A 19,709-nucleotide genomic window follows, 5' to 3' on the forward strand; every position below is an offset into this window, starting at 1 on the left:
AGTTGATGACAGTTCGGGGACTACCGATTGAGTTGTGGGCAAATATCTAGATATGCGATCGCCACAAATTTACCAACTGGAAAACCGCTTCCAGGCGTTGCAATCCGCATTAGCGATCGTTCAACCCGAAATTACTTTCACTACCACAACGATCGACCCTTGAATGGCATTCCTCTGATTCCATTTTCAACCTTGATTTATTGCACTAGGTTCCATGTAGACAAGTTCCCAAATGTGGCTATCTAAATCTTGAAACCCATGTGCGTACATAAAACCGTGGTCTTGTGGTTCATTGTAAGTTGATCCACCAGCGGCGACTGCCTTGCGAACCATTTCATCGACTTTTTCTCGGCTGTCAGAAGATAAGCAAACCAGGACTTCTGTGCTTTTGGTTGCATCACAAATTTCTTTCGGAGTAAACGTCTTAAATTTGTCGTGAGTTAATAGCATCACGAAGATGTCATCGCTGACAATCATGCAAGTCGCCGTTTCATCAGTAAATTGAGCGTTAAAACTGAAGCCAAGTTTCGTAAAAAACTCAACAGACTGATTCAGGTCTTTTACAGGCAGATTCACGAAAATTTTAGTAGCCATATTTTCTCCTTTTGAGAGTTCATTGCATATACAGCAGATTGCAGGTATATAGAGTACATTGAGGTCAGTGCATGAACAGGTAGAATGAAACCTTACTCCATCGACTTTCGAGAAAAAGTAGTCAAAGCATACGAACAAGAAAACACATCGATTAGGAAATTAGCAACCAGATTTGATGTGAGCAAAGCCTTTGTACAGAGACTGCTCAAACAAAAGAAAATCAAAGGTCACGTAAAACCAGAAAAGCAGGGTGGAAGCCTGAAAAGTGAATTATACGGATACTCAACTCAACTTGCTCAAATGGTGAAGGAACATCCAGACGCAACACTATCAGAATATTGTGAATACTGGGGAGACACTCACAACCATTGGGTCAGCACCAGCACGATGTGCCGTGCCTTGAAAAAGCAGCAACTGACGCTAAAAAAAAGACGCTACGCAGCAGTCAATGTGCCACAGACCGAGTACAAAAGCTCAGAGGTGAATATTGGGAGCAAGTTAAGGATGTAGACCCAGAGAACCTCGTGTTTCCGGACGAAATGGGCGTTTTATTGGGTTTGACAAGAACTCATGCTCGTTCCTCTCATGGAAGTAGAGTATACGATTTAAAACCGTTTTATCGAGGTGCAAAGATTACGGTTATCGGAGCAATCAGCTCTCAAAAAGTTGTAGCTTTAATGACTCTCAATGGCTCGATGGATGGAGCGGCTTTTGAAGTCTTTATTACAAAGTGCTTGGTGCCTCAATTGTGGTCGGGTGCTGTGGTTGTCATGGATAACCTTCCTGCCCACAAGCTAGCGGCGATTGCTCCTCTGATTCAAGCTGTTGGTGCAAACGTTCTTAATTGATCACCCTACTCTCCAGATTTCAACCCGATTGAGCTTTGGTGGTCACACCTTAAGTCTTTTTTACGACAGTTCTCTCCAACCACAACAAAAATGGTTGATACTTTGCTTGCTACTGCACTTGATTTAGTCAATCCAAAACACCTACGCAACTGGTTCACAAACTGCTGCTACTGTACTTCATGAACTTGCAATCTGCTGTATGGAAGTATCGGCAAGACGATACTAATGTTCCGCTTGAGCCGTTTCACAAAAGACCACCAGTTGACTGTCTCATGGGTGGTAAAGGAGACTCAAGCCGTCGCCAAGAACTCATCAAGGCAGTCAAAGCTGGAGTTCCACCCGCCAATAACCCCCATCTCCTCATGCTTCCGGCGGTCTTCAGCAGACTCATGCACAATGCGGAGTGTGAGCTTGGTCTTGCCGTCCAAATCCTCGAAAAGCACCGTCATCACCATTCCTTTTGGCAGATCTGCGTTCACGACCTTTTCAAAGCCTTCATCAAATTCATCAGTGGTAACAATCCGTTCAAGAGGCACGATTTCGCGGAAGACACCTTTGCCTGGGTACTCTGTGCCGTCTGGGCCAATCATGACGTAGCGAGATTTACCGCCTGGACGCAGATCCAGCTCAGTCACCTTGGTTGTGAAGCCTTTCGGCCCCCACCACTGCGCTACGTGTTCCGGGTCAGTCCACGCCTTGAACACCAGTTCGCGGGGTGCGTTGAAGACGCGGGTAATGACGATCTCGCGATCGCTTTGAGCATCAATGGAATCATTTTTATTGCCCATCTTGTTTCTCCTGGGTTTGTAACTCGTGCAGGTAATCATCCAGCCGATCAAGTCTCTCTTCCCAAAATTGGCGATATTGCTCGATCCAATCCATTGCGTCCTTGAGTGGCTCCGCTTTGATCTGGCAGGGTCGCCATTGAGCCTCCCGACCCCGCGCGATCAGTCCGGCACGCTCCAGCACCTTGAGATGCTTGGAGATGGCAGGAAGGCTCATCTCAAAGGGTTCTGCTAACTCCGTGACCGATGCCTCACCCTTGGCGAGGTGAGCCAGGATGGCACGCCGGGTGGGATCGGCAAGGGCGGCAAAGGTGACGCTCAGTTGATCGGAAGACACTTGTATTTAACCGTTCAGTTAATTAACTACGAGGTTAAATAAACTGTCCAAGAATGTCAAGTGCTGATTTAAGCGATCGCTTGAAGTAGTACATTGCAGTAGGGTATGCCCTGACAGTCGCTGTCATGCTGGGATAGAAGCAGGGCTGGATTTCAATGATTTGTTATGTACACCGCAATCGTTCATGCTAAGGATTTTGAGTCAATTCCTTAACGAGAGATTCAGCACCTTTATTCATCTGTTCTTCGTTTTCACGTCTTAATCGAGAATATAGCCAGTCGAAAATCAATGGGCTGCGACGACGGTTATCGTAAATTTGAGTTTGCAAGCTGTATGATTCTATCTCAAGGTCTTGCTGCGTAAGCCTTTTACTGATTGCTTTGTGTACAAGAATTTCTGCATTCTCCTGCAATCTATCAAGTCTAGCCGCAGCTTCGTTATGTTCAGTGTATTGACGCAGCCCTACAACAAAAGCGGGTGTCAAGGGTGCTAAAATAGCCAACAAAAACTTTTCAAGAGTTAGACCCCCAACTAAACCAATCAAAAATACAATAATGGATAGAGTAATTAAAATAATAACTATCCACTTCGAGTAGCGACGTCGCAGTTTAGCATCCCACCAAATGTTAGAACGTTGGCAAATGATTCGGGCTTCGTGAATCGGTAATTTTTCAACACTAATTGGATACCAATTTTGGAGATTAGAATAGTTTTTATTTTTACGCTTAAATCTGTTAGACGCATCAACAATTGTTTCTGTTTCGACACGAATTCCAGAGTTTAGACTTGCCCAATTGAATTGGAGAACTTCACAATCAAACATTTGTTGAATCTTTGCGGCTTTTTCTTGAGTAGACTTTTGTAAACGTGAAAAAATTAAAAGTTCTAGAAGCGTGGCAATAATCCCCCACAAGCCAGCATAAACAGCTAATTTAGGTAATCTTGCAACTAAGATAGACCATGTAATTACTATTGGAACTCCAATAACTACACTAATAATTTGCATTTTTTTTGCATCAGAGTAAAGCTGGCGTTGTGCAGCTAATAGCTCTAACTTACGTTGATTGTTTTGTTCTTTAGGAATATTATTCATGAATACTAATCTCCATTTTTGATTTAGGTAGTTATTTACGTATAACTAGGAAATTTTGAGCCAAATATATTACTCCACATTGCAATGGAAGATTTATGAGCATTTTGAGTTTCTAGTTCCCTAGCTTCCAAAGCTTTTGTGTAGTCGGCATAAGCCCTTTTTGAAATTTTAGTTTGCTCTTCATAAGTTTGTTTGTTAATATTCCCTTGAATTTCTTTAGGGTCGCTGACCTGATAGAAAATCGCGCCGTGAATATATAGCAAGACTTTTGCAACCTCTAAATCTACATATTTCGATGTTTTTGTATACTCCGTAGAGTAGAAGTCCAATATCATGTTCTCAATTAAATATGAAGGCATTGATGGCATTGTTTGTCTTTTATTCCAATACTTCATTAATCTGATTACATTCAATACATTGCCATCGTGAAACTGATTGATCTCAGTTACTCTTTGCCTATCAATTCTTGGATCAGTTTTTTTCCAATGTCCCTGACCATCTGGAATAAGGTAGTAATCTTTATTAAGCCAATCCTTTTGTGTAAAAAAGCAAGGCACAAGATCGAAGTTCCAAGGATAGCTCTTTAGATTGAGAGTCGCAGCCTCCATATCACGACTGATTTCAGCTTTCTCATACTGTGGAACTTGATTAAGCAGGCTTATAAACTTATTGATAATTTTTCGTGAACTAAGAATATTTGTGTTGTCATAGCAAAGTGCTTTTAGCCTATACTCAGAATCAGAGATATGAATCTCAATCCTATCTGTGAATTCATTGTAAACACCTCCTTCCGCACTCAAAGCAATCATCATATCAATGTCATCAAGCTCTCTTTTTTTAGTACGTCTAGCAAATGAACCAAAAAATATATCTTTTTCTGAGTATAACCTTGGAAATTTGCCATCTTTGCTTGGAAACAAATGAATTTGAGATAGAAGCCAATCTCTACTACTTCTAGCTGATTTAGTTTCATCTGGCTCTAGGTTGACGTAATCTTTTAAGAAAACATCGAAAGCTTCGTTAACGGTTTTAACCATTTTTATTAAGGTTTATTGGGACTCAGAAAGTGATCCACAAATGATGTTTCCTTCTATTTACAAACGCCAAATGTGGAATTTCTGAGATTCTAACTCTTGAATGAGTACATGCGTACTATTGAGGAGTAGGGATAACCGTACTAAGCAACCAACATTGTTTGTGAAGACAATTTCTTCGGGTCTGCCTACAATAGGCTACAGACCTAGTTGCAAGTCCTTTCTTTGCCCTTCGCTTGTATGATTTTTCCTCCTTGGTAAGCTTCTAGAACTCAATCCAACCAGCGATTCGCCTTACAACTAAGGCGGAGAGTATGTTCGTGGATTCCCCCTCCGATCGCCAACGCCGTGAAGATGTTGCGCTGGTGTTCAAATTTTGAGGATGGGAGAATTTCACGATGTCATTGGACAGTAAAAACAAAACGACCAGGACTGTCATTTTGTTAACGATGATCTTCCTGGTGATTGAATTATTAGACGAACTGGTGGATGGAGTCCGGGGTGCTGCGTATCCATTGATTCGCAATGACCTGCATCTTTCTTACCTGCAAGTGGGGCTGTTGCTGACGATACCCAACACGGTCAGCAGCCTGATAGAGCCAATTTTGGGAATCTGGGGAGATATTGGTCAACGACGGCAATTGATTTTGGGGGGAGGTGTTGGGTTTGCGATCGCATTACTCCTCATCTCCCTTAGCTATAACTTTTCCTGGTTGTTAGCAGCCTTTGTGCTTTTTTATCCTGCATCCGGTGCCTTTGTCAGTCTTTCCCAGGCGACGCTGATGGACATAGAACCGACTCGCCACGAACAAAATATGGCACGGTGGGCATTGGCGGGTTCTGTCGGTAATGTCCTTGGGCCTTTGGCTTTAGCGAGTGCGATCGCATTCCATCAAAGTTGGCGGAGTGTGTTTTTACTATTGGCGATACTGACGGGATTACTTGTAGGAATGTTGTGGCAGTATCCAATCGCAACTCCAACGGCATCCTCTGATATTGATCAACCCACGCACAGCTTCAAAGATGGCATCCGTTATGCCATCCAAAGCTTAAAACGAGGTAACGTGTTGCGTTGGTTAACGTTGTTGCAATTTTCCGATTTAATGCTGGATGTTTTGAGTGGCTTTTTGGCACTATATTTCGTAGATGTCGTGGGTGTAAACAACACGCAGGCGAGTTTCGCTCTCACAGTCTGGTTAGGGTTTGGTTTACTAGGAGATTTTCTCCTGATTCCCTTACTCGAACGAGTGCAAGGACTTGCTTATTTGAAGGTTAGCGCTATCCTTGTTTTGTGTCTTTATCCAGCTTTTTTGCTTGTACCCAATATCAATCTCAAGCTGGTCATTCTTTGCTTTCTGGGCCTCCTTAATTCCGGATGGTACTCTATTCTCCAGGGGCAATTGTACACAGCGATGCCGGGGCAGAGCGGAACCGTCATGACGCTCAACAACCTGGCAGGTTTTGTGGGGGGGTTAGCTCCGTTTGCACTGGGTTTGGTTGCTCAACAGTATGGTTTGCAGCCGACGATGTGGATATTACTTGCAGCACCCATTGCCTTACTAATTGCGCTTTTTTAAATCCTTTACCACTGGCAGGCGTTGCATCCATTTCGCACTCTTGCCACTGGTAAAGAATAGGATTGTACCAACGGGCGTGTATTTGCAATTTAGGGGATGTTCCCGTTACCCACAGCTCAACTGGTTAACACGATCGTTGATCGGGCGATCGCTATCCAAGAACTACAAGCTGCTCTCAAAATTATTGCCACCTTACAGCAGCAGTTTCACTAATAATTTTACAGTCAAAACTAGAGCTGATTGAGGGATTGATTCATCTAATCTAGTTTTAAAGACTAGATTACACAATCGGAAGCGTTACCACAAACTCTGTGCCTCGTCCCCATTCAGAATTGACTTCGAGCGTTCCTCCGTGCTTTTCAACAATAATTTGATGAGCAATCGTTAATCCTAAACCTGTTCCTTTTCCAACAGGTTTAGTCGTGAATAGATGGTCAAAAATGCGTTGCTTGATATCTTTCGTCATCCCCATGCCATTATCTGCAATTCGGACTGCAACCTGATGTTCATCTTTCATTTCAGTTTGAACAATAATATGGTTGGGATTTTCTTTAATCGCTTCATAGGTGTGACCCAAGTTCGCTTCTTCCACTGCGTCGATTGCATTTGCCAAAATATTCATAAATACCTGATTGAGTTGTCCTAAATAACACTCAACTTTAGGAATTTCACCATAATTTTTAATGATTTGAATTGCTGGACGATAATTCTGAGCTTTCAAACGATGTTGCAAAATCATCAAGGTACTCTCAAGTCCCTCATGGATGTCAACTGATACCTTGTAATCTACATCAGCACGGGAGAATGTTCTAAGGGATGTACTAATGTTGCGAATTCTATCGATTCCTGTATGCATAGATAAGAACATTTTTGGTAAATCTTCTAGAAGATATTCAAGATCAATCTCTTCCGCTTTTTGTTCAATTTCTATGCCAGGATTTGGAAACTTGGCTTGATAAAGACGTATATAATCAACCGCATCTTTAACAGCAAGACTCGCTTGCTCTAAATTGCCATAAATACAACCAACTGGATTATTAATCTCATGAGCAATGCCAGAAACTAACTGACCAATTGTAGACAGTTTTTCATTTTGAATTAATTGCAATTGTGTTTTTTTTAGTTCTTGTAACGTGCAGGTTAGTTCGGCTGTGCGTTTTTGAACAATTTCCTCAAGTTCTTGCTTTTGTTGTTCAAGTTCTAAGCTCAAACGGCGAATTTTTAAATGGGTTTGAATCCGAGCAAGTGCTTCTTCATGACGGAAGGGTTTTGTAATATAATCTACTGCTCCTAAATGTAATCCCTTCACTTTGTCTGTGGTATCTGTCAGCGCCGTCATAAAAATTACTGGAATGTTTTTTGTAGACGGATCGAGCTGCAATTTACGGCAGGTTTCAAACCCATCAATTCCTGGCATCTGGACATCTAGCAAAATCAAGTCTGGCGGATAGTTCTTAGCTTGCTCAATTCCACTAAAACCATCCATTTCTACCAAAACTTCATAGCCAGATGAACCCAAGGCGTTATATAATAATTCTAGATTAGTTGGATTATCATCAACCACTAAAACGATTTCGCGATCGGAATTAAATAACATTTTATAACTGCTCCTTTTTTGACTATTGGTTTATTCATGAAGATGAAATACGGGGCAATTAACCTACAGTTTCTAGAAGGAATTTGCGAATTTTGTGAATATTAAATTCTTTCACTAACAAACTTAATTTGTTGGCAAACGGCTGATAACTTTCATCTAGTTGGGCAAGTCTTTCCAGTTCTTGTTGGATGCCTTTGATTTGTCCTCGCTTGGCATATTCCAGTAGGCTCGACAGTTCAGATAGGGGTGGCACAGCGAGTTCGGTTGGGGTTGCGTTTGCGAAGGGCGTTGCGATCGCACGTTCAACAGGTTTTGCCTCGGCATAAATCCAGTCCAGGTGCAGATGTTTTGCCAAGAGGCGATATAGTTCCTCGACTTGCACGGGTTTAGCCAGAAAATCGTTGCCGCCTGCGGCAAGGCTTTTACGGCGATCGGCATCATACACGCTTGCCGATGACACAAGGACTGGCAAATCTTTTAACGTTTCTGACTGGCGCAGCAGCGCGAGCAAATCCCAACCATTCAGGGTAGGCATGATCAGGTCAGTAATGATTAAATCTGGTTGAACTTGATGCGCCTTTTCCAACCCCTCCCGTCCGTTGCTGGCTTCAATGACGGTGAATCCCAACGGTTGCAGCAAGTTAACCATGACCGAGCGATTTTCCCATCGATCGTCCACAATCAAAATGCTTTTGCGATCGCCCGAATAACCAGAAATTCGCCCCCTGGAAATGTTGCTTACTATTGAGTTCGTCGAGAAAGCACACTCGATCTCAAACTCAAAGGTACTACCGACCTTCGGTAAGCTCTTAACGTGGATGTCTCCTCCCATCATCTCGACAATTTTTTTGGCGATCGCAAGTCCCAATCCAGTCCCCTCCGCTTGTCGCTTGGTATCGCCAACCTGCTCAAAGGGGAGGAAAATTTGCTCTAGTTGTTCGGGTAACATCCCAATACCCGTGTCTTCAACCGCAAAGCGAAGCTTCGCGAACGCTGGTTGCTGCCGATTTTCAGTCACCTCCACTCGGAATGTCACGCTACCGGCATCGGTGAATTTAATCGCATTGCCCAAGAGGTTCAGCAACACTTGCCGCAAGCGTTTCTCGTCAGTTGCGATCGCTATGGGCAAATTATCGGGTGGCTGATAAATGAACTGAATGCCTTTTTGCTCGGCGCGAATGCGGCAAATTTCCTCGACTCCTTGCAGGAAGCCAGGTAGATGTAAATCGCTCAAATGCAGTTCCATCTTACGCGCTTCGATTTTAGAGAGATCGAGTACGTCTTCGATCAGCGTTAGCAAATGAGAGCCGCAATTATAGATAATGTCGATGCCGTGTTGTTGCTGTTCGGTAAGATTGGGGGCAGCAGAAAGAACTTGAGCATACCCCAGAACACCGTTAAGGGGAGTGCGTAGTTCGTGGCTCATGTTGGCAAGAAATTCACTTTTCGCTTGGTTGGCAACTTCGGCAGAATTTTTCGCCTCATTGAGTTCAGTCGTCCGTTCTTCAACTCGTTGCTCTAATTGATCATTCGCTTGCCGAAGTTTTCTTTCTGCCTTACGGTTTTCATTCGTCACCGCAGAGATGACAAATGTGGTGATAGCAATGACACAAATAAACGATTGCAGCAGGATCAGCGATTCGTTGGGAGTGGCTTGCTTGGCGAACGAGCCGAAGCCGCGAACGGTTCCAAAAACTGCGATCGCTGACACAATTAGCACGAGTAGCGTTGATACCCGCGCTTCAAACCGAAATGCCGCCCAAATCAGGGGGGGAATTACCATGTATTCGATTGGGTATCCTCCCGAAAAGGCAATATGATCGAGCGCGATTACCCAGACCAATACAAATACAAATTCGAGAATTTGTTGCTTGTCGAATTTTTTAAATTCAGATTTTTGCCACCATGCCAGCAATAGGGGTGTAACGACCAAAATTCCCGTGGTGTCTGATGCCAACCAGGTTCGACACACTTCTGCAAATGCTGTCCAGGGCGCAATCCCACTGGTGCAAAGCGTGACGGCAGCCAAGAGGGAACTAATCAGGGGGGTGGGGATAGTCAGGATGATAAATTTAAAAACATCTTGCGATCGCTCTAAAAAATTGTGGCGTTTGATATAACGATTAATTAAAAAAGTCCCGCTGAATGGAGTGAGCAGGTTGACAGCGGGAATAATCAGACTGATTAAAAGATTGTTTGGGAAAAAAAGAATATGACTAACAATGAAATCACTCACAAATAAAATAGGCCAGACGCGATAGCCTAGTAGCAGCATCGCTGCCAAAAAGACACCGAGTGAAGGCCAAAATACGGAGGCACCATTTACAAAGGTCGTGGATAATCCTACGTATCCTAAATAGAGGTGAACAATCGGAATTACCAGCGCTGCTGTCAAAAAAGTGCGATCGAGTTTAACTGGGAATTTCTGCGTTATCGACATCGGCTGCATTTCCTGTCTCCGCGCACAGACCATAAGAGCAGCAAACTTCTAGGAAGGCTGCTACCCTTATAGTGCCCAAATTGAATTTGAAGTTAACAGCGGGTGAGATTGAGTTGGTGCCCGTGCGATCGCAAATTAACTGGCGTTATGGTGACAAAGTATGTCCATCTGAATATTGACCCCTGCAAGGTCTAGGGCTAGTATATCCATAGTTTATTGTCTCAATCTCATGCTTCCACAGCAGCAATCTCTACACCACTCCACTAGCCGACTACTAGGGCTAGGGCTGCTGCTGCGCCTTGGGCGCAACTAATTTTTTACCACTTAAACCAAGTTTTTCCCTTTCAAGCCTCAACCTCCTTGCCTACGCGGGCAAGTGCGGCATTGCCATTCATTCACCAATTTTTTGGAGATTTTTATGCGACTTCATACAGCACTTGAGATGTTACTGCGACTGTTGATGGGTTGTCAGGATGGGTCTGCGTCGCAACCTGGCAACTCCTTGTTTAACTCGATTGCGATCGCCACAGCATCTCACAAACCCCAAAAATATAGGAAACATCGATCGTGTTGAAGCATCCCGGAACCAAATATCGTTCATTTGCCCCAATTAACTTACCCGACCGCACCTGGCCCTCGAAAACCATTACCAATCCTCCCATCTGGCTCAGTACCGATTTGCGCGATGGCAATCAGGCACTAATCGAGCCGATGCACGTTGAACGCAAGTTACGTCTGTTCAAGCTTTTAGTCGAGATTGGGTTTCAAGAAATCGAAGTTGCATTTCCCTCCGCTTCACAAACTGACTTTGATTTCGTCCGCCGCCTGATCGAGCAGCAATTAATACCCGATAACGTCACAATCCAGGTTTTAACCCCTGCCCGCGAACATCTAATTCGTCGTAGCTTTGAAGCATTGCAAGGTGCAAAACGAGCGATCGTGCATCTTTACAACGCCACCTCTCCAGTCTTCCGCCGCACTGTCTTTAATCTCGATCGCGCGGGCACTATCGAGATGGCAACATCCGCAGCGCAACTGATGAACGAACTTGCCGCAGCGCAACCGGAGACTGATTGGTATTTCCAATACTCGCCGGAAACCTTTACGGCGACTGAACTGGATTTTGCTAAAGATATTTGCGATGCCGTTCTGGATGTTTGGCAACCCACACCGCAGCACATGGCAATTATCAATTTGCCTGCAACCGTTGAAGTTGCAACGCCTAATATATTCGCAGATCAAGTTGAGTGGATGCATCGTAACTTGGCGCGACGGGATAGCGTAATTTTGTGCGTCCATCCCCACAACGATCGCGGTTGTGGGGTTGCAGCAGCAGAACTGGCGCAGATGGCAGGTGCGGATCGAGTTGAAGGCTGTCTATTTGGCAATGGCGAACGCACTGGAAATGTGGATCTAGTGACGCTGGCGCTGAACCTCTACACCCAAGGCATCCATCCCGGTTTGGATTTTTCTGATATCAACATGGTGGCGAGAACGGTGGAGGATTGCACGCAATTGCCAATTCATCCCCGCCATCCGTATGTTGGGGATTTGGTATTTACTGCCTTTTCTGGTTCTCACCAAGATGCGATCAAGAAAGGCTTGGCGGTACAGGAATCGGATGGAATCTGGGAAGTTCCGTATCTGCCACTCGATCCAACCGATGTGGGACGCAGCTACGAATCTGTGATTCGGGTGAATAGCCAATCGGGTAAGGGTGGCATTACTTTCTTGCTAGAACGGGATTACAGCCTGGTATTGCCCCGCAGGTTGCAAATCGAGTTTAGCCAAGTGGTGCAAAGGGCAATGGATGCTTCCGGGCAGGAAATGTCTGCAACGGATCTGTGGCAACTATTCGAGCAAGAATATTTGCAGGCAGTATCGCCGTTTAAGTACCTCTCTCACCACTTGTCGGAAACAGACAGCGATGAACAAGCGATCGCAGTATCGCTAGAGATGAAGGGGAATCGTATTTCGCTTGCTGGAAAAGGCAACGGCCCTATTGATGCATTCCTAAAGGCGCTAAATCTTGGCATTCGCATCGATCGTTACGACGAACACTCACTCAGCCAGGGTAGCAATGCGTCTGCGATCGCTTATGTTGAGGTTGCTGGCGATCGCTTCCCTGGTTCTTTCTACGGCGTTGGCATCCACTCCAATATTGTCACGGCATCGTTACTCGCTGTTCTGGGTGCGGTTAACCGTGCTTGGCAGAAATTTGATTCAGAAACTCAAATCCAGGTATTACAAAGCTTTGAGTCGGTTTAAGCCTGATTTTTGAGTAAGAGCGATCGCCGATCCACTTCAATATATGTCAGAAGGTGTATAGCAAAATTATGTCTTTAGCAACATGATGTAAGTGTGAGGAGTGAAAGTTATAGCGAAAAGCCCTTGGAGTCGAAACACGGAAAGACGCCCTTGGGCTTTTTAGCGTTTTTTGGCTAAAACTTGCCCCGCACGGCTACGAATTACACATCGTATTATCGAAAACTGGGTATAAAGTCCCGCCCCGATCGGGCGGCTTTTTGTATGATGCTGTATGCGATCGCAATGATACGATGAAGGCGACTGCCTCCGGCAGGCTACGCGATCGCACTCTACTCGGATATGTATCGAACTTTCATCCCTAGCATTGCTCCACCTCCAGTACAATCTGAACCTGCGTGGTGGTTCACCTTTGTCGGGAATCAGCTGTTGGTTCGACGGGAAGGGACACTCAGCACAATTCCCACCCTCATCAGTTTGGCAGAGATTGGCTTGGTGCCCGTGCGATCGCAATTTCTTGGCACCCTGGACGATAGACCTTGTTACTCGGCGGAACTAGGGAAAGATGCCGTGATAGCCGATGGCATGACTTTGCAAGGACTGCGCGAATTGTACGGCACCTTAGACGAAGACTTGTATGCGCTCAGCAGTCGTGCGATTCAGATTATGGAATGGGATCGCACCCATCAGTATTGCGGACAGTGTGCGGCTCCCACAACCCAATTACCCAACGAACGTGCCAAGCGTTGTCCTAAGTGTGGGTTAGTCAATTATCCTCGCCTCTCGCCTGCGGTGATTGTACTTATTTCTCGTGGTGAGGACATATTATTGGCTCGCGCTTCTCGGTTTCCCGCAGGAATGTACGGTTTGATTGCTGGATTTGTCGAACCGGGAGAATCACTCGAAGAAACAATCGTGCGCGAAGTCCGAGAGGAAGTTGGGATTGAAGTTAAGGATATTCGCTATTTTGGTTCGCAACCTTGGCCTTTTCCGAACTCACTGATGATTGGATTCACAGCTATCTATGCGAGTGGTGATATTATCATTAACCCACAAGAATTGGAGGATGCTGCTTGGTTTAGTAAAGACAACCTACCGTTGATTCCTCCTAAACTGAGCATCGCCCGAACACTTCTCGACTGGTTTGTTTCTACGGATTAAGCGATTCGAGTCTGTAATAAAAGAAGCGATCGCACTGTTCATTCTCTACATCCAGAGCGTGCGATCGCTATTGGCAAAAATCAAGACATTGAAATAAGTTCAACAATAATATCTTCAGGTGCTTACTTCTACTGACTCAAACTCAATTTTGTCATATATATCTGCAAGCGTTATTTGAAAAGAAAGGGAATTTAGAGATACTATTTCATTGGCATCGTCATACTCAGTAAATGTCCAGCGTTTTTGCTCTGTTTTGAAGTATTGCTCAATGTGCATCGTGTATTGGTCAATTAAGATATATTCTTGAAAACTGGGAATAGTACGATAAGCGGTAAATTTTGCGTCTTTGTCATAACTTCTAGTAGATGCTGACAACACTTCAGCAATCATCAAAGGGTTAGTAATGGTGTCTCGCCGTCCTTCTTGTAATTGCAATTCACCCTGAACTACCATGACATCTGGATAAGTATAGATACGTTTTCTAGGAATCCAGAGACGCTGATCGGTGACGAATACTCGATAAGGTTGACGCTTGAGTGCAAAATTGAGCGCGCCACTTAGGTTAAGCGCAATTTGATTGTGATTAGGGGTTCCGCCAGTCATCAGGGCAATTTCACCATTGATATATTCATGCCGTTCTTCTGAGTTAACCTCAAAATCAAGATATTCTTCAGGTGTGTAAATTTTTTTATCTTCAGCTTGCATAATCATTGTTTCTAAGTTTGAAAATTACACTATTGGGATAAGCCTTCTGGCTAAGTCGGTAAATAAATTATGACAAACTGAATGTTTGGTTATTGTCCCAGTTTCAATCTTGAGCGATCGCACTGTTAATCCTCTACATCCAGAGTGTGCGATCGCGCTAGCTTAGTTATTCTGGCTAGGCTCTGATAGAATTTACTCACAAAGCGCTAAAATTATAGGTGCTAGAAGCAAGCTCTAAGCCTTTCTTACTCCAATACACTTACTCCATCTAAACTGGAGGGAAAGATGGCACAAGCCCAAAATCTACCACCGAAACCAGAAATCACCGATAAGCAAAAAGAAGCGGCGGAAGCAGAAATTCGGGAACAGCGAAAGCCTTTTGACTACAATACGAAAGAGTACCCAATCGAATTGCTTGTTCAGAAGTACCTAGACGGAAGAGACGATGACGCTAACGAATTGTTCATACCAGATTACCAACGAGAATTGGTTTGGGATGATGTAAGGCAATCAAAATTCATTGAATCTGTGCTTCTAGGATTACCAACGCCTTACATTCTCGTGGCTGAAGTTGCTGAAGATAAAAATAAGGTGCGTTTTGAAATCATAGACGGTACACAACGTATTCGTACTCTAGCAAGGTTCCTAAACAATGAGCTGAGGCTGGCAGGATTAGAGAAGTTAGAAAAGCTCAATGGTTTTACATTCGCTGATTTGCCCTTACCTAGACAAAGGCGCTTTAAACGTGAATCAATAAGATTAGTCGAAATCACGATCAGGTCCAATGAGGAAGTAAGGCGAGATATCTATGAAAGACTTAATAAAGATATTTGGGAACGAGTTAACCTTGGTAGCGTAACTTTCAATGATATGGAGGTGCGCGTTAATATATTACGCGGACCACTTATTGATTTAATTGATGAGCTATCTAAGAGTCCGAAATTTCATAAGTTGTGTTCATTTTCAGAGGCTCTTATTCGTAGACGTGAACCTGAAGAGTTCGTACTGCGGTTTTTCGCTTATTTAAATAACTATAAAAACTTTGAGCGGCAGGTAACTCAATTCCTTACTAATTACCTAAAAGAAAATAATAATGAATCGCTTGATCGTGAAGGAATGCGTATCGAATTTCAGATGATGCTTGATTTTGTAGAAAAATACTTTCCCTATGGATTTCAGAAAGGGATAAAACGAACTATCACTCCTCGAATTCGGTTTGAGGCAATTTCTGTAGGTGTTGCACTTGCCTTAAGGGAAAAGAGCGATCTTATGCCAACCTCAATAGAGTGGCTTGATTCGCGAGAATTCAAAGAATACACGACCTTGGATGTAAGCAACTCCAGACTTAAAGTAATTCGGCGTATTGAATTCGTGCGCGATCAACTTCTCAGTAAATTATGACTAGCGCATTATTTCAGGACTTCAATGAACGCTCTAGAGAGGTGAGCAAATATTTTATTTTTTTGAAGAGCTTGGAGCAAAAAACTACTAAATTAAGTATGGAAAGTAAGGGAGGAAGCTTAAAAATACGAGAAATTGACCCTGAGTTAATAAAAACTTTAAAAGCAAGTGGTTTTCTGTTGCTCTATAACTTAGTGGAGGCAACAATGCGAAACGCGATTGAAGCAATATTTGATGAACTTCGAGGTAAAGAGGTTTCCTACGATCAAATTAGGCCTGAGCTTAAGAAAATTGTCCTCAAAAACCTAAAGAAGCGAGATCCCGGAAAAATTTTTTCAAGCATAAGCGATATTGCGCTTGATATTATTACTGCCGGATTTGATAAACAAGATATCTTTTCAGGCAATATTGATGGGAAGAAAATAAGAGAAACAGCGACTGAATACGGATTTTCACACCTGACTGACTATGCTAAAACAGCAGATGGAAGTGATTTATTAACTATTAAGTCAAACAGGAATGATCTAGCACACGGCATTAAGTCTTTTGCAGAGGTAGGACGAGATAAAACCGCAGATGAGCTTTTAGAAATCCAGAAGAAGGTTGTCAGGTATCTAAAACAGATACTGCAAAATATTGAGCAATATTTATCTAATCAAGAATACTTAAATTCATTCCCCGGTGGTACTCCTTAGGTAAACGGCTCTAGATGATTTAAGATACTTTGAGCAATAACTTGACCCAGTTTCACAGGAACAGCATTTCTAATTAATCGCCCTATAAGATCAAAAACCACTGGTTCATCAGGAGCTACGAACTCATACTCTGCTGGAAAAGTTTGTAATTTTATGCGAACTGACGAGTCAGTGCAACGCGATCGCATCCTTGCTAAATTTTGGCTGCACGTAAAAGAGCGATCGCATCCTTGCTAAATTTTGGCTGCACGTAAAAGAGCGATCGCCTATTATCTAGTCTAAGTTTAAGCAGTTGCAGCGGTTTGCTCTTCAGAGAGAAATGCTAGAACAATTCGCTCTCTTGGAATGCCTGCGGCGATTAAGTCTTTGGTGATTCCCTGTTCCATCCCGTCATACTCCACCCAAACCTTACCCTCACGCAGAGTCACATAAATCAAATTTCCCCTAACTCTTCGTCCTCTATCCCAACCCACTTGCATCAGTGCATAGCGGTTTTGCGTGTCGTCAAATACCGTGTCGAGACGAATATCACCGTGAGAAGGCTTGAACTGGGCGTATCGTTGAATTACTTGCTTTACAATGTCCCGTTCTTGAGTGGTGGTATCCATTGCTTCACCTCTTGCGCCGCTACATCTACAATAAGCAATTTCATCGGTAACTCACGCCTCACCAACTCACCAATCGGTTCGCTGAAAATCCCGTCGAAGGTTGTGTCTGCAATAGCGAGATACAATTCACGATCTGGATCGACCTGTTCAAGTAGAAGTCGATAAAGAACATATTGACCAATCGCTTGCTCCAAATCAGCAATTGCCGAATTGCCTCGAAACTCCTTAATTTCAACAGCGATTCGACTGCTGCCGCGTCTGGCACCAATGAATCGCCCTGCAATACCGCTGACGGCATCTAATCTTGCTGCTAAGTCGATAAACAGAAATCGCTCACCATAGGATATGACATAGGGATCGTCCGTGATTTCCCAACCCTCTTTGATGAGAGCTTGCCTGATGATGTTATGGATCGCATCTCGTTGAGGCATGACTTAATCGGTCACAAGCCGCATGACTAGCTTATGGTACGCTACGCGAACTGACTTGTCAGCGCAACGCGATCGCATTCTTTCTAAATTTTGACTGCACGTAGAAGCGCGATCGCATCCTCAAACAAATGCAAGCGATCGCTCTTCGTGGAAGATTTCCTGTCTTATCTTACGCTCACCTGACGCTTGAATACCGTCTCACTTAACCAACCACTATTCGGGTATTCGTGGATTACTTCAACCTGGTACTTGCCAGGGGTAAGCTTGTTAAGATTAGCTTCATAGCGGAAATTGCCGACCATGAGGATACATCCACCAGTCTCACGTGGACGGATGGTAACGCGCACTGTTACTTTCTTGCCTTTGCGTTCCGCCGCACCGCTGAGCTTCTGGCAAGGAGTTGAGGCAGATAAGTCTGTACGAACCGTAATATTTCCCGCACCACCTTTTGCACTCACCAAAGGACGTTCTAACACTTGTCCAGGCGTACCCGGCTGAACGATGAAACGAAACCAGTCAGCTTGAGAAGGGGTGTTCGTTGAGGACACATTTAAGGGATTGGACGCCAAAAAAGAAGCGAATACACTGGCGAGTAGCAGAGTCTTCATGGTCGGTTGCTATTAATAAAAGGAAAAAGATGGGAGCGTGCGATGCTTTAACCTTTATGACACTCAGCATCACTTCTCAGTTCCCTTCAACAGCGATCGCATTCATCACCCGCACTTGCGATCGCAACCTCAAACAAACTTGCGCGAACTGACTTGTCAGCGCAACGCGATCGCTCTTGGTGGAAGATTTACTGTCTTATCTTACGCTCACCTTACGCTTGAATACTGTTCCACTTGGCCAACCATTATTCACATAATCGTGGATTACTTCAACCTGGTACTTGCCAGGGGTAAGCTTGTTAAGAGTAGCTTCATAGCGAAAATTGCCGATTGTGGCGATACATCCACCCTCAGGTTGACGGATGGTAACGCGCACTGTTACTTTCTTTCCTTTGCGTTCCGCCGCACCGCTGAGCTTCTGGCAAGGATCTGATGCAGATAGGTCTGCACGAATTACAATACTTCCCGCGCCACCTTTTGCACTCACCAAAGGACGTTCTAACGCTTGCCCTGACGTACGTGGTTGAGCAATGAAACGAAACCAGTCTGCTTGAGAAGGCGTGTTCGTTGAGGACACATTCAAGGGATTAGACGCCAAAATAGAAGCGAATACACTGGCGAGTAGCAGAGTCTTCATGATCGGTTTCTATTAATAAAAGAAAAAAGATTGGAGCGTGCCATGCTTTAACCTGTATGACACTCAGCATGACTTCTCAGTTCCCTTCAACAGCGATCGCATTCATCACCCGCACTTGCGATCGTAACCTCAAATAAACTTGCGCGAACTGACTTGTCAGCGCAACGCGATCGCTCCATCACGGTGCCATCAATTTCATGCAACCATACCAAATAGGTTTCGAGTAGTTGAGCCGCATGAAATACAACTGGATAAAAATTCTGCGCTGGTTTGCGATTGGAGTTCTCATTACTTTAGCAATCTGGCTGCTCAACAAATATGGGATTGAGCAAGTTCGAGAACAGGTGGATCGGTTTGGCATCTGGGCACCCGCGATCGTGTTTGGGCTGCGCTTTACCAGTATCATCGTGCCAGTGCTTCCAGGTACTGCTTACGCGATTTTAGCAGGAGGTCTGTTTGGGTTCGCTCAAGGATTGCTAGTCGTTGCGTTGGCAGATTTAGCCTCCTGTACGTTCAATTTCTATATTGCTCGTCGTTACGGACGAGGTTTAGTAGAGCGATTTGTCGGTCAGCAATTTATGGAAAAAGTCGATCGCCTCGCTCAACAACATTTAGAAGGCAACTTTTTCCTGATGACGGGTCTTTTGATGACCGGACTGTTTGATTTTGTCGCTTATGCTGCCGGAATGACTACAATGCGTTGGCAAAGCTATTTCTTAGCCCTTATCGTCAGCATTCTGATTGCCAAACCGCTTTGGGTCGCTGCTGGCGCTGGAATCTTTGAAGGCAGTCGGTTACTCTTAGGGTTTGCGATCCTCGGAGCATTCGGCATCGGCATCGTCACCGCTGTTGTCCAACGCCAGTCGAAGCAATGACGATCGGCTAGGTGCTGC

The 19,709-nt window shown here is 44.3% G+C and carries 23 protein-coding genes; 10 read left to right on the forward strand and 13 right to left on the reverse strand.

Going from position 1 to position 19,709, the window contains the following annotated elements; all coding sequences use genetic code 11:
- Window positions 1-34 precede the first annotated feature (34 nt).
- A complete protein-coding gene (locus tag NC997_RS04360; RefSeq protein WP_277881815.1) occupies window positions 35-163 on the forward strand; it encodes a hypothetical protein in 129 nt (42 codons plus the stop codon).
- A 23-nt stretch (window positions 164-186) separates the two neighbouring features.
- On the opposite strand, the gene NC997_RS04365 is transcribed toward NC997_RS04360, so the two are convergent.
- Window positions 187-594, reverse strand: coding sequence for a VOC family protein (locus tag NC997_RS04365; protein ID WP_190528275.1), 408 nt, complete (start codon window positions 592-594; stop codon window positions 187-189).
- 84 nt (window positions 595-678) lie between these two features.
- On the opposite strand from NC997_RS04365, the gene NC997_RS04370 reads away from it, so the two are divergent.
- Together NC997_RS04370 and NC997_RS04375 are read left to right on the forward strand one after the other, a co-directional pair.
- Window positions 679-1,104 carry an IS630 transposase-related protein gene (locus NC997_RS04370; protein ID WP_190528277.1) on the forward strand — a complete coding sequence of 142 codons (426 nt, stop codon included), beginning with the start codon at window positions 679-681 and terminating at the stop codon, window positions 1,102-1,104.
- A gap of 14 nt (window positions 1,105-1,118) precedes the next feature.
- Entirely contained in the window at window positions 1,119-1,442 is a 324-nt protein-coding gene (locus tag NC997_RS04375) for a transposase (protein WP_190528279.1), read from the forward strand.
- A 290-nt stretch (window positions 1,443-1,732) separates the two neighbouring features.
- On the opposite strand, the gene NC997_RS04380 is transcribed toward NC997_RS04375, so the two are convergent.
- From NC997_RS04380 to NC997_RS04395, 4 genes are all read right to left on the reverse strand, one after another.
- On the reverse strand, window positions 1,733-2,230 hold the full coding sequence (locus tag NC997_RS04380) for an SRPBCC domain-containing protein (protein WP_190528281.1): 498 nt from the start codon (window positions 2,228-2,230) through the stop codon (window positions 1,733-1,735).
- Window positions 2,220-2,564, reverse strand: coding sequence for a metalloregulator ArsR/SmtB family transcription factor (locus NC997_RS04385; RefSeq protein ID WP_190412492.1), 345 nt, complete (start codon window positions 2,562-2,564; stop codon window positions 2,220-2,222). Before NC997_RS04385 ends, NC997_RS04380 begins: the two co-directional genes overlap by 11 nt.
- Window positions 2,565-2,751: 187 nt before the next feature.
- Complete coding sequence (locus NC997_RS04390; protein WP_190528284.1) at window positions 2,752-3,657, reverse strand: S-4TM family putative pore-forming effector; 906 nt, start codon at window positions 3,655-3,657, stop codon at window positions 2,752-2,754.
- A gap of 35 nt (window positions 3,658-3,692) precedes the next feature.
- Complete coding sequence (locus NC997_RS04395; protein WP_190528285.1) at window positions 3,693-4,694, reverse strand: nucleotidyltransferase; 1,002 nt, start codon at window positions 4,692-4,694, stop codon at window positions 3,693-3,695.
- Between the two features lie 395 nt (window positions 4,695-5,089).
- Between NC997_RS04395 and NC997_RS04400 the strand changes: the two genes are divergently transcribed.
- Window positions 5,090-6,268: an MFS transporter gene (locus NC997_RS04400; RefSeq protein WP_190528287.1), complete on the forward strand. Its 1,179-nt coding sequence runs from the start codon at window positions 5,090-5,092 to the stop codon at window positions 6,266-6,268.
- A 280-nt stretch (window positions 6,269-6,548) separates the two neighbouring features.
- On the opposite strand, the gene NC997_RS04405 is transcribed toward NC997_RS04400, so the two are convergent.
- Both NC997_RS04405 and NC997_RS04410 read right to left on the reverse strand, forming a co-directional pair.
- Window positions 6,549-7,865, reverse strand: coding sequence for a response regulator (locus tag NC997_RS04405; RefSeq protein ID WP_190528289.1), 1,317 nt, complete (start codon window positions 7,863-7,865; stop codon window positions 6,549-6,551).
- Window positions 7,866-7,923: 58 nt separating this feature from the next.
- Window positions 7,924-10,305: an MASE1 domain-containing protein gene (locus tag NC997_RS04410; protein ID WP_242031412.1), complete on the reverse strand. Its 2,382-nt coding sequence runs from the start codon at window positions 10,303-10,305 to the stop codon at window positions 7,924-7,926.
- A 567-nt stretch (window positions 10,306-10,872) separates the two neighbouring features.
- Here NC997_RS04410 and leuA point away from each other — a divergent pair.
- Window positions 10,873-12,573 carry a 2-isopropylmalate synthase gene (leuA, locus tag NC997_RS04415; protein WP_190528293.1) on the forward strand — a complete coding sequence of 567 codons (1,701 nt, stop codon included), beginning with the start codon at window positions 10,873-10,875 and terminating at the stop codon, window positions 12,571-12,573.
- Window positions 12,574-12,912: 339 nt separating this feature from the next.
- Entirely contained in the window at window positions 12,913-13,731 is an 819-nt protein-coding gene (gene nudC / locus NC997_RS04420) for an NAD(+) diphosphatase (protein WP_190528295.1), read from the forward strand.
- Between the two features lie 114 nt (window positions 13,732-13,845).
- Here nudC and NC997_RS04425 read toward each other — a convergent pair whose 3' ends face one another.
- Window positions 13,846-14,442, reverse strand: coding sequence for a Uma2 family endonuclease (locus tag NC997_RS04425; protein WP_190528297.1), 597 nt, complete (start codon window positions 14,440-14,442; stop codon window positions 13,846-13,848).
- Between the two features lie 279 nt (window positions 14,443-14,721).
- Between NC997_RS04425 and NC997_RS04430 the strand changes: the two genes are divergently transcribed.
- Window positions 14,722-15,837 (forward strand): DUF262 domain-containing protein, encoded by a 1,116-nt coding sequence (locus NC997_RS04430; protein ID WP_190528299.1) that lies wholly within the window; start codon window positions 14,722-14,724, stop codon window positions 15,835-15,837.
- Window positions 15,834-16,532 carry an MAE_28990/MAE_18760 family HEPN-like nuclease gene (locus NC997_RS04435; RefSeq protein WP_190528301.1) on the forward strand — a complete coding sequence of 233 codons (699 nt, stop codon included), beginning with the start codon at window positions 15,834-15,836 and terminating at the stop codon, window positions 16,530-16,532. The genes NC997_RS04430 and NC997_RS04435 overlap by 4 nt, the downstream gene beginning before the upstream one ends.
- A gap of 284 nt (window positions 16,533-16,816) precedes the next feature.
- On the opposite strand, the gene NC997_RS04440 is transcribed toward NC997_RS04435, so the two are convergent.
- The 3 genes from NC997_RS04440 to NC997_RS04450 all read right to left on the reverse strand — a co-directional run bounded on the left by NC997_RS04440 (window position 16,817) and on the right by NC997_RS04450 (window position 18,179).
- Window positions 16,817-17,140: a XisI protein gene (locus NC997_RS04440; protein WP_190528304.1), complete on the reverse strand. Its 324-nt coding sequence runs from the start codon at window positions 17,138-17,140 to the stop codon at window positions 16,817-16,819.
- Window positions 17,107-17,571: a XisH family protein gene (locus NC997_RS04445; protein WP_190450961.1), complete on the reverse strand. Its 465-nt coding sequence runs from the start codon at window positions 17,569-17,571 to the stop codon at window positions 17,107-17,109. Before NC997_RS04445 ends, NC997_RS04440 begins: the two co-directional genes overlap by 34 nt.
- A 164-nt stretch (window positions 17,572-17,735) precedes the next feature.
- The gene (locus NC997_RS04450; RefSeq protein ID WP_190433060.1) at window positions 17,736-18,179 is read right to left on the reverse strand and encodes a hypothetical protein; all 444 of its coding nucleotides are present in this window, start codon (window positions 18,177-18,179) and stop codon (window positions 17,736-17,738) included.
- A gap of 29 nt (window positions 18,180-18,208) precedes the next feature.
- On the opposite strand from NC997_RS04450, the gene NC997_RS04455 reads away from it, so the two are divergent.
- The gene (locus NC997_RS04455) at window positions 18,209-18,331 is read left to right on the forward strand and encodes a hypothetical protein (protein ID WP_277881816.1); all 123 of its coding nucleotides are present in this window, start codon (window positions 18,209-18,211) and stop codon (window positions 18,329-18,331) included.
- A gap of 44 nt (window positions 18,332-18,375) precedes the next feature.
- On the opposite strand, the gene NC997_RS04460 is transcribed toward NC997_RS04455, so the two are convergent.
- The gene (locus tag NC997_RS04460) at window positions 18,376-18,816 is read right to left on the reverse strand and encodes a hypothetical protein (RefSeq protein WP_190412507.1); all 441 of its coding nucleotides are present in this window, start codon (window positions 18,814-18,816) and stop codon (window positions 18,376-18,378) included.
- Between the two features lie 86 nt (window positions 18,817-18,902).
- Complete coding sequence (locus NC997_RS04465; RefSeq protein WP_277881817.1) at window positions 18,903-19,028, reverse strand: hypothetical protein; 126 nt, start codon at window positions 19,026-19,028, stop codon at window positions 18,903-18,905.
- A gap of 24 nt (window positions 19,029-19,052) precedes the next feature.
- Here NC997_RS04465 and NC997_RS04470 point away from each other — a divergent pair, with 24 nt between their 5' ends.
- Window positions 19,053-19,691 carry a VTT domain-containing protein gene (locus tag NC997_RS04470; RefSeq protein WP_190528306.1) on the forward strand — a complete coding sequence of 213 codons (639 nt, stop codon included), beginning with the start codon at window positions 19,053-19,055 and terminating at the stop codon, window positions 19,689-19,691.
- Window positions 19,692-19,709 lie beyond the last annotated feature (18 nt).

The sequence above is a fragment of the Trichocoleus sp. DQ-A2 genome, from assembly GCF_039961915.1.
Taxonomy (GTDB): domain Bacteria; phylum Cyanobacteriota; class Cyanobacteriia; order Cyanobacteriales; family FACHB-T130; genus FACHB-T130.

Bases quoted from the DNA above. Each gene is read 5' to 3' on its own strand.
- NC997_RS04365 (WP_190528275.1), bottom strand. From the start codon at position 594: ATGGCTACTAAAATTTTCGTGAATCTGCCTGTAAAAGACCTGAATCAG.
- NC997_RS04370 (WP_190528277.1), top strand. From the start codon at position 679: ATGAAACCTTACTCCATCGACTTTCGAGAAAAAGTAGTCAAAGCATAC.
- NC997_RS04380 (WP_190528281.1), bottom strand. From the start codon at position 2,230: ATGGGCAATAAAAATGATTCCATTGATGCTCAAAGCGATCGCGAGATC.
- NC997_RS04390 (WP_190528284.1), bottom strand. From the start codon at position 3,657: ATGAATAATATTCCTAAAGAACAAAACAATCAACGTAAGTTAGAGCTA.
- NC997_RS04395 (WP_190528285.1), bottom strand. From the start codon at position 4,694: ATGGTTAAAACCGTTAACGAAGCTTTCGATGTTTTCTTAAAAGATTAC.
- NC997_RS04400 (WP_190528287.1), top strand. From the start codon at position 5,090: ATGTCATTGGACAGTAAAAACAAAACGACCAGGACTGTCATTTTGTTA.
- NC997_RS04405 (WP_190528289.1), bottom strand. From the start codon at position 7,865: ATGTTATTTAATTCCGATCGCGAAATCGTTTTAGTGGTTGATGATAAT.
- NC997_RS04410 (WP_242031412.1), bottom strand. From the start codon at position 10,305: ATGTCGATAACGCAGAAATTCCCAGTTAAACTCGATCGCACTTTTTTG.
- nudC (WP_190528295.1), top strand. From the start codon at position 12,913: ATGTATCGAACTTTCATCCCTAGCATTGCTCCACCTCCAGTACAATCT.
- NC997_RS04425 (WP_190528297.1), bottom strand. From the start codon at position 14,442: ATGATTATGCAAGCTGAAGATAAAAAAATTTACACACCTGAAGAATAT.
- NC997_RS04430 (WP_190528299.1), top strand. From the start codon at position 14,722: ATGGCACAAGCCCAAAATCTACCACCGAAACCAGAAATCACCGATAAG.
- NC997_RS04435 (WP_190528301.1), top strand. From the start codon at position 15,834: ATGACTAGCGCATTATTTCAGGACTTCAATGAACGCTCTAGAGAGGTG.
- NC997_RS04440 (WP_190528304.1), bottom strand. From the start codon at position 17,140: ATGGATACCACCACTCAAGAACGGGACATTGTAAAGCAAGTAATTCAA.
- NC997_RS04445 (WP_190450961.1), bottom strand. From the start codon at position 17,571: ATGCCTCAACGAGATGCGATCCATAACATCATCAGGCAAGCTCTCATC.
- NC997_RS04450 (WP_190433060.1), bottom strand. From the start codon at position 18,179: ATGAAGACTCTGCTACTCGCCAGTGTATTCGCTTCTTTTTTGGCGTCC.
- NC997_RS04455 (WP_277881816.1), top strand. From the start codon at position 18,209: ATGGGAGCGTGCGATGCTTTAACCTTTATGACACTCAGCATCACTTCT.
- NC997_RS04460 (WP_190412507.1), bottom strand. From the start codon at position 18,816: ATGAAGACTCTGCTACTCGCCAGTGTATTCGCTTCTATTTTGGCGTCT.
- NC997_RS04470 (WP_190528306.1), top strand. From the start codon at position 19,053: ATGAAATACAACTGGATAAAAATTCTGCGCTGGTTTGCGATTGGAGTT.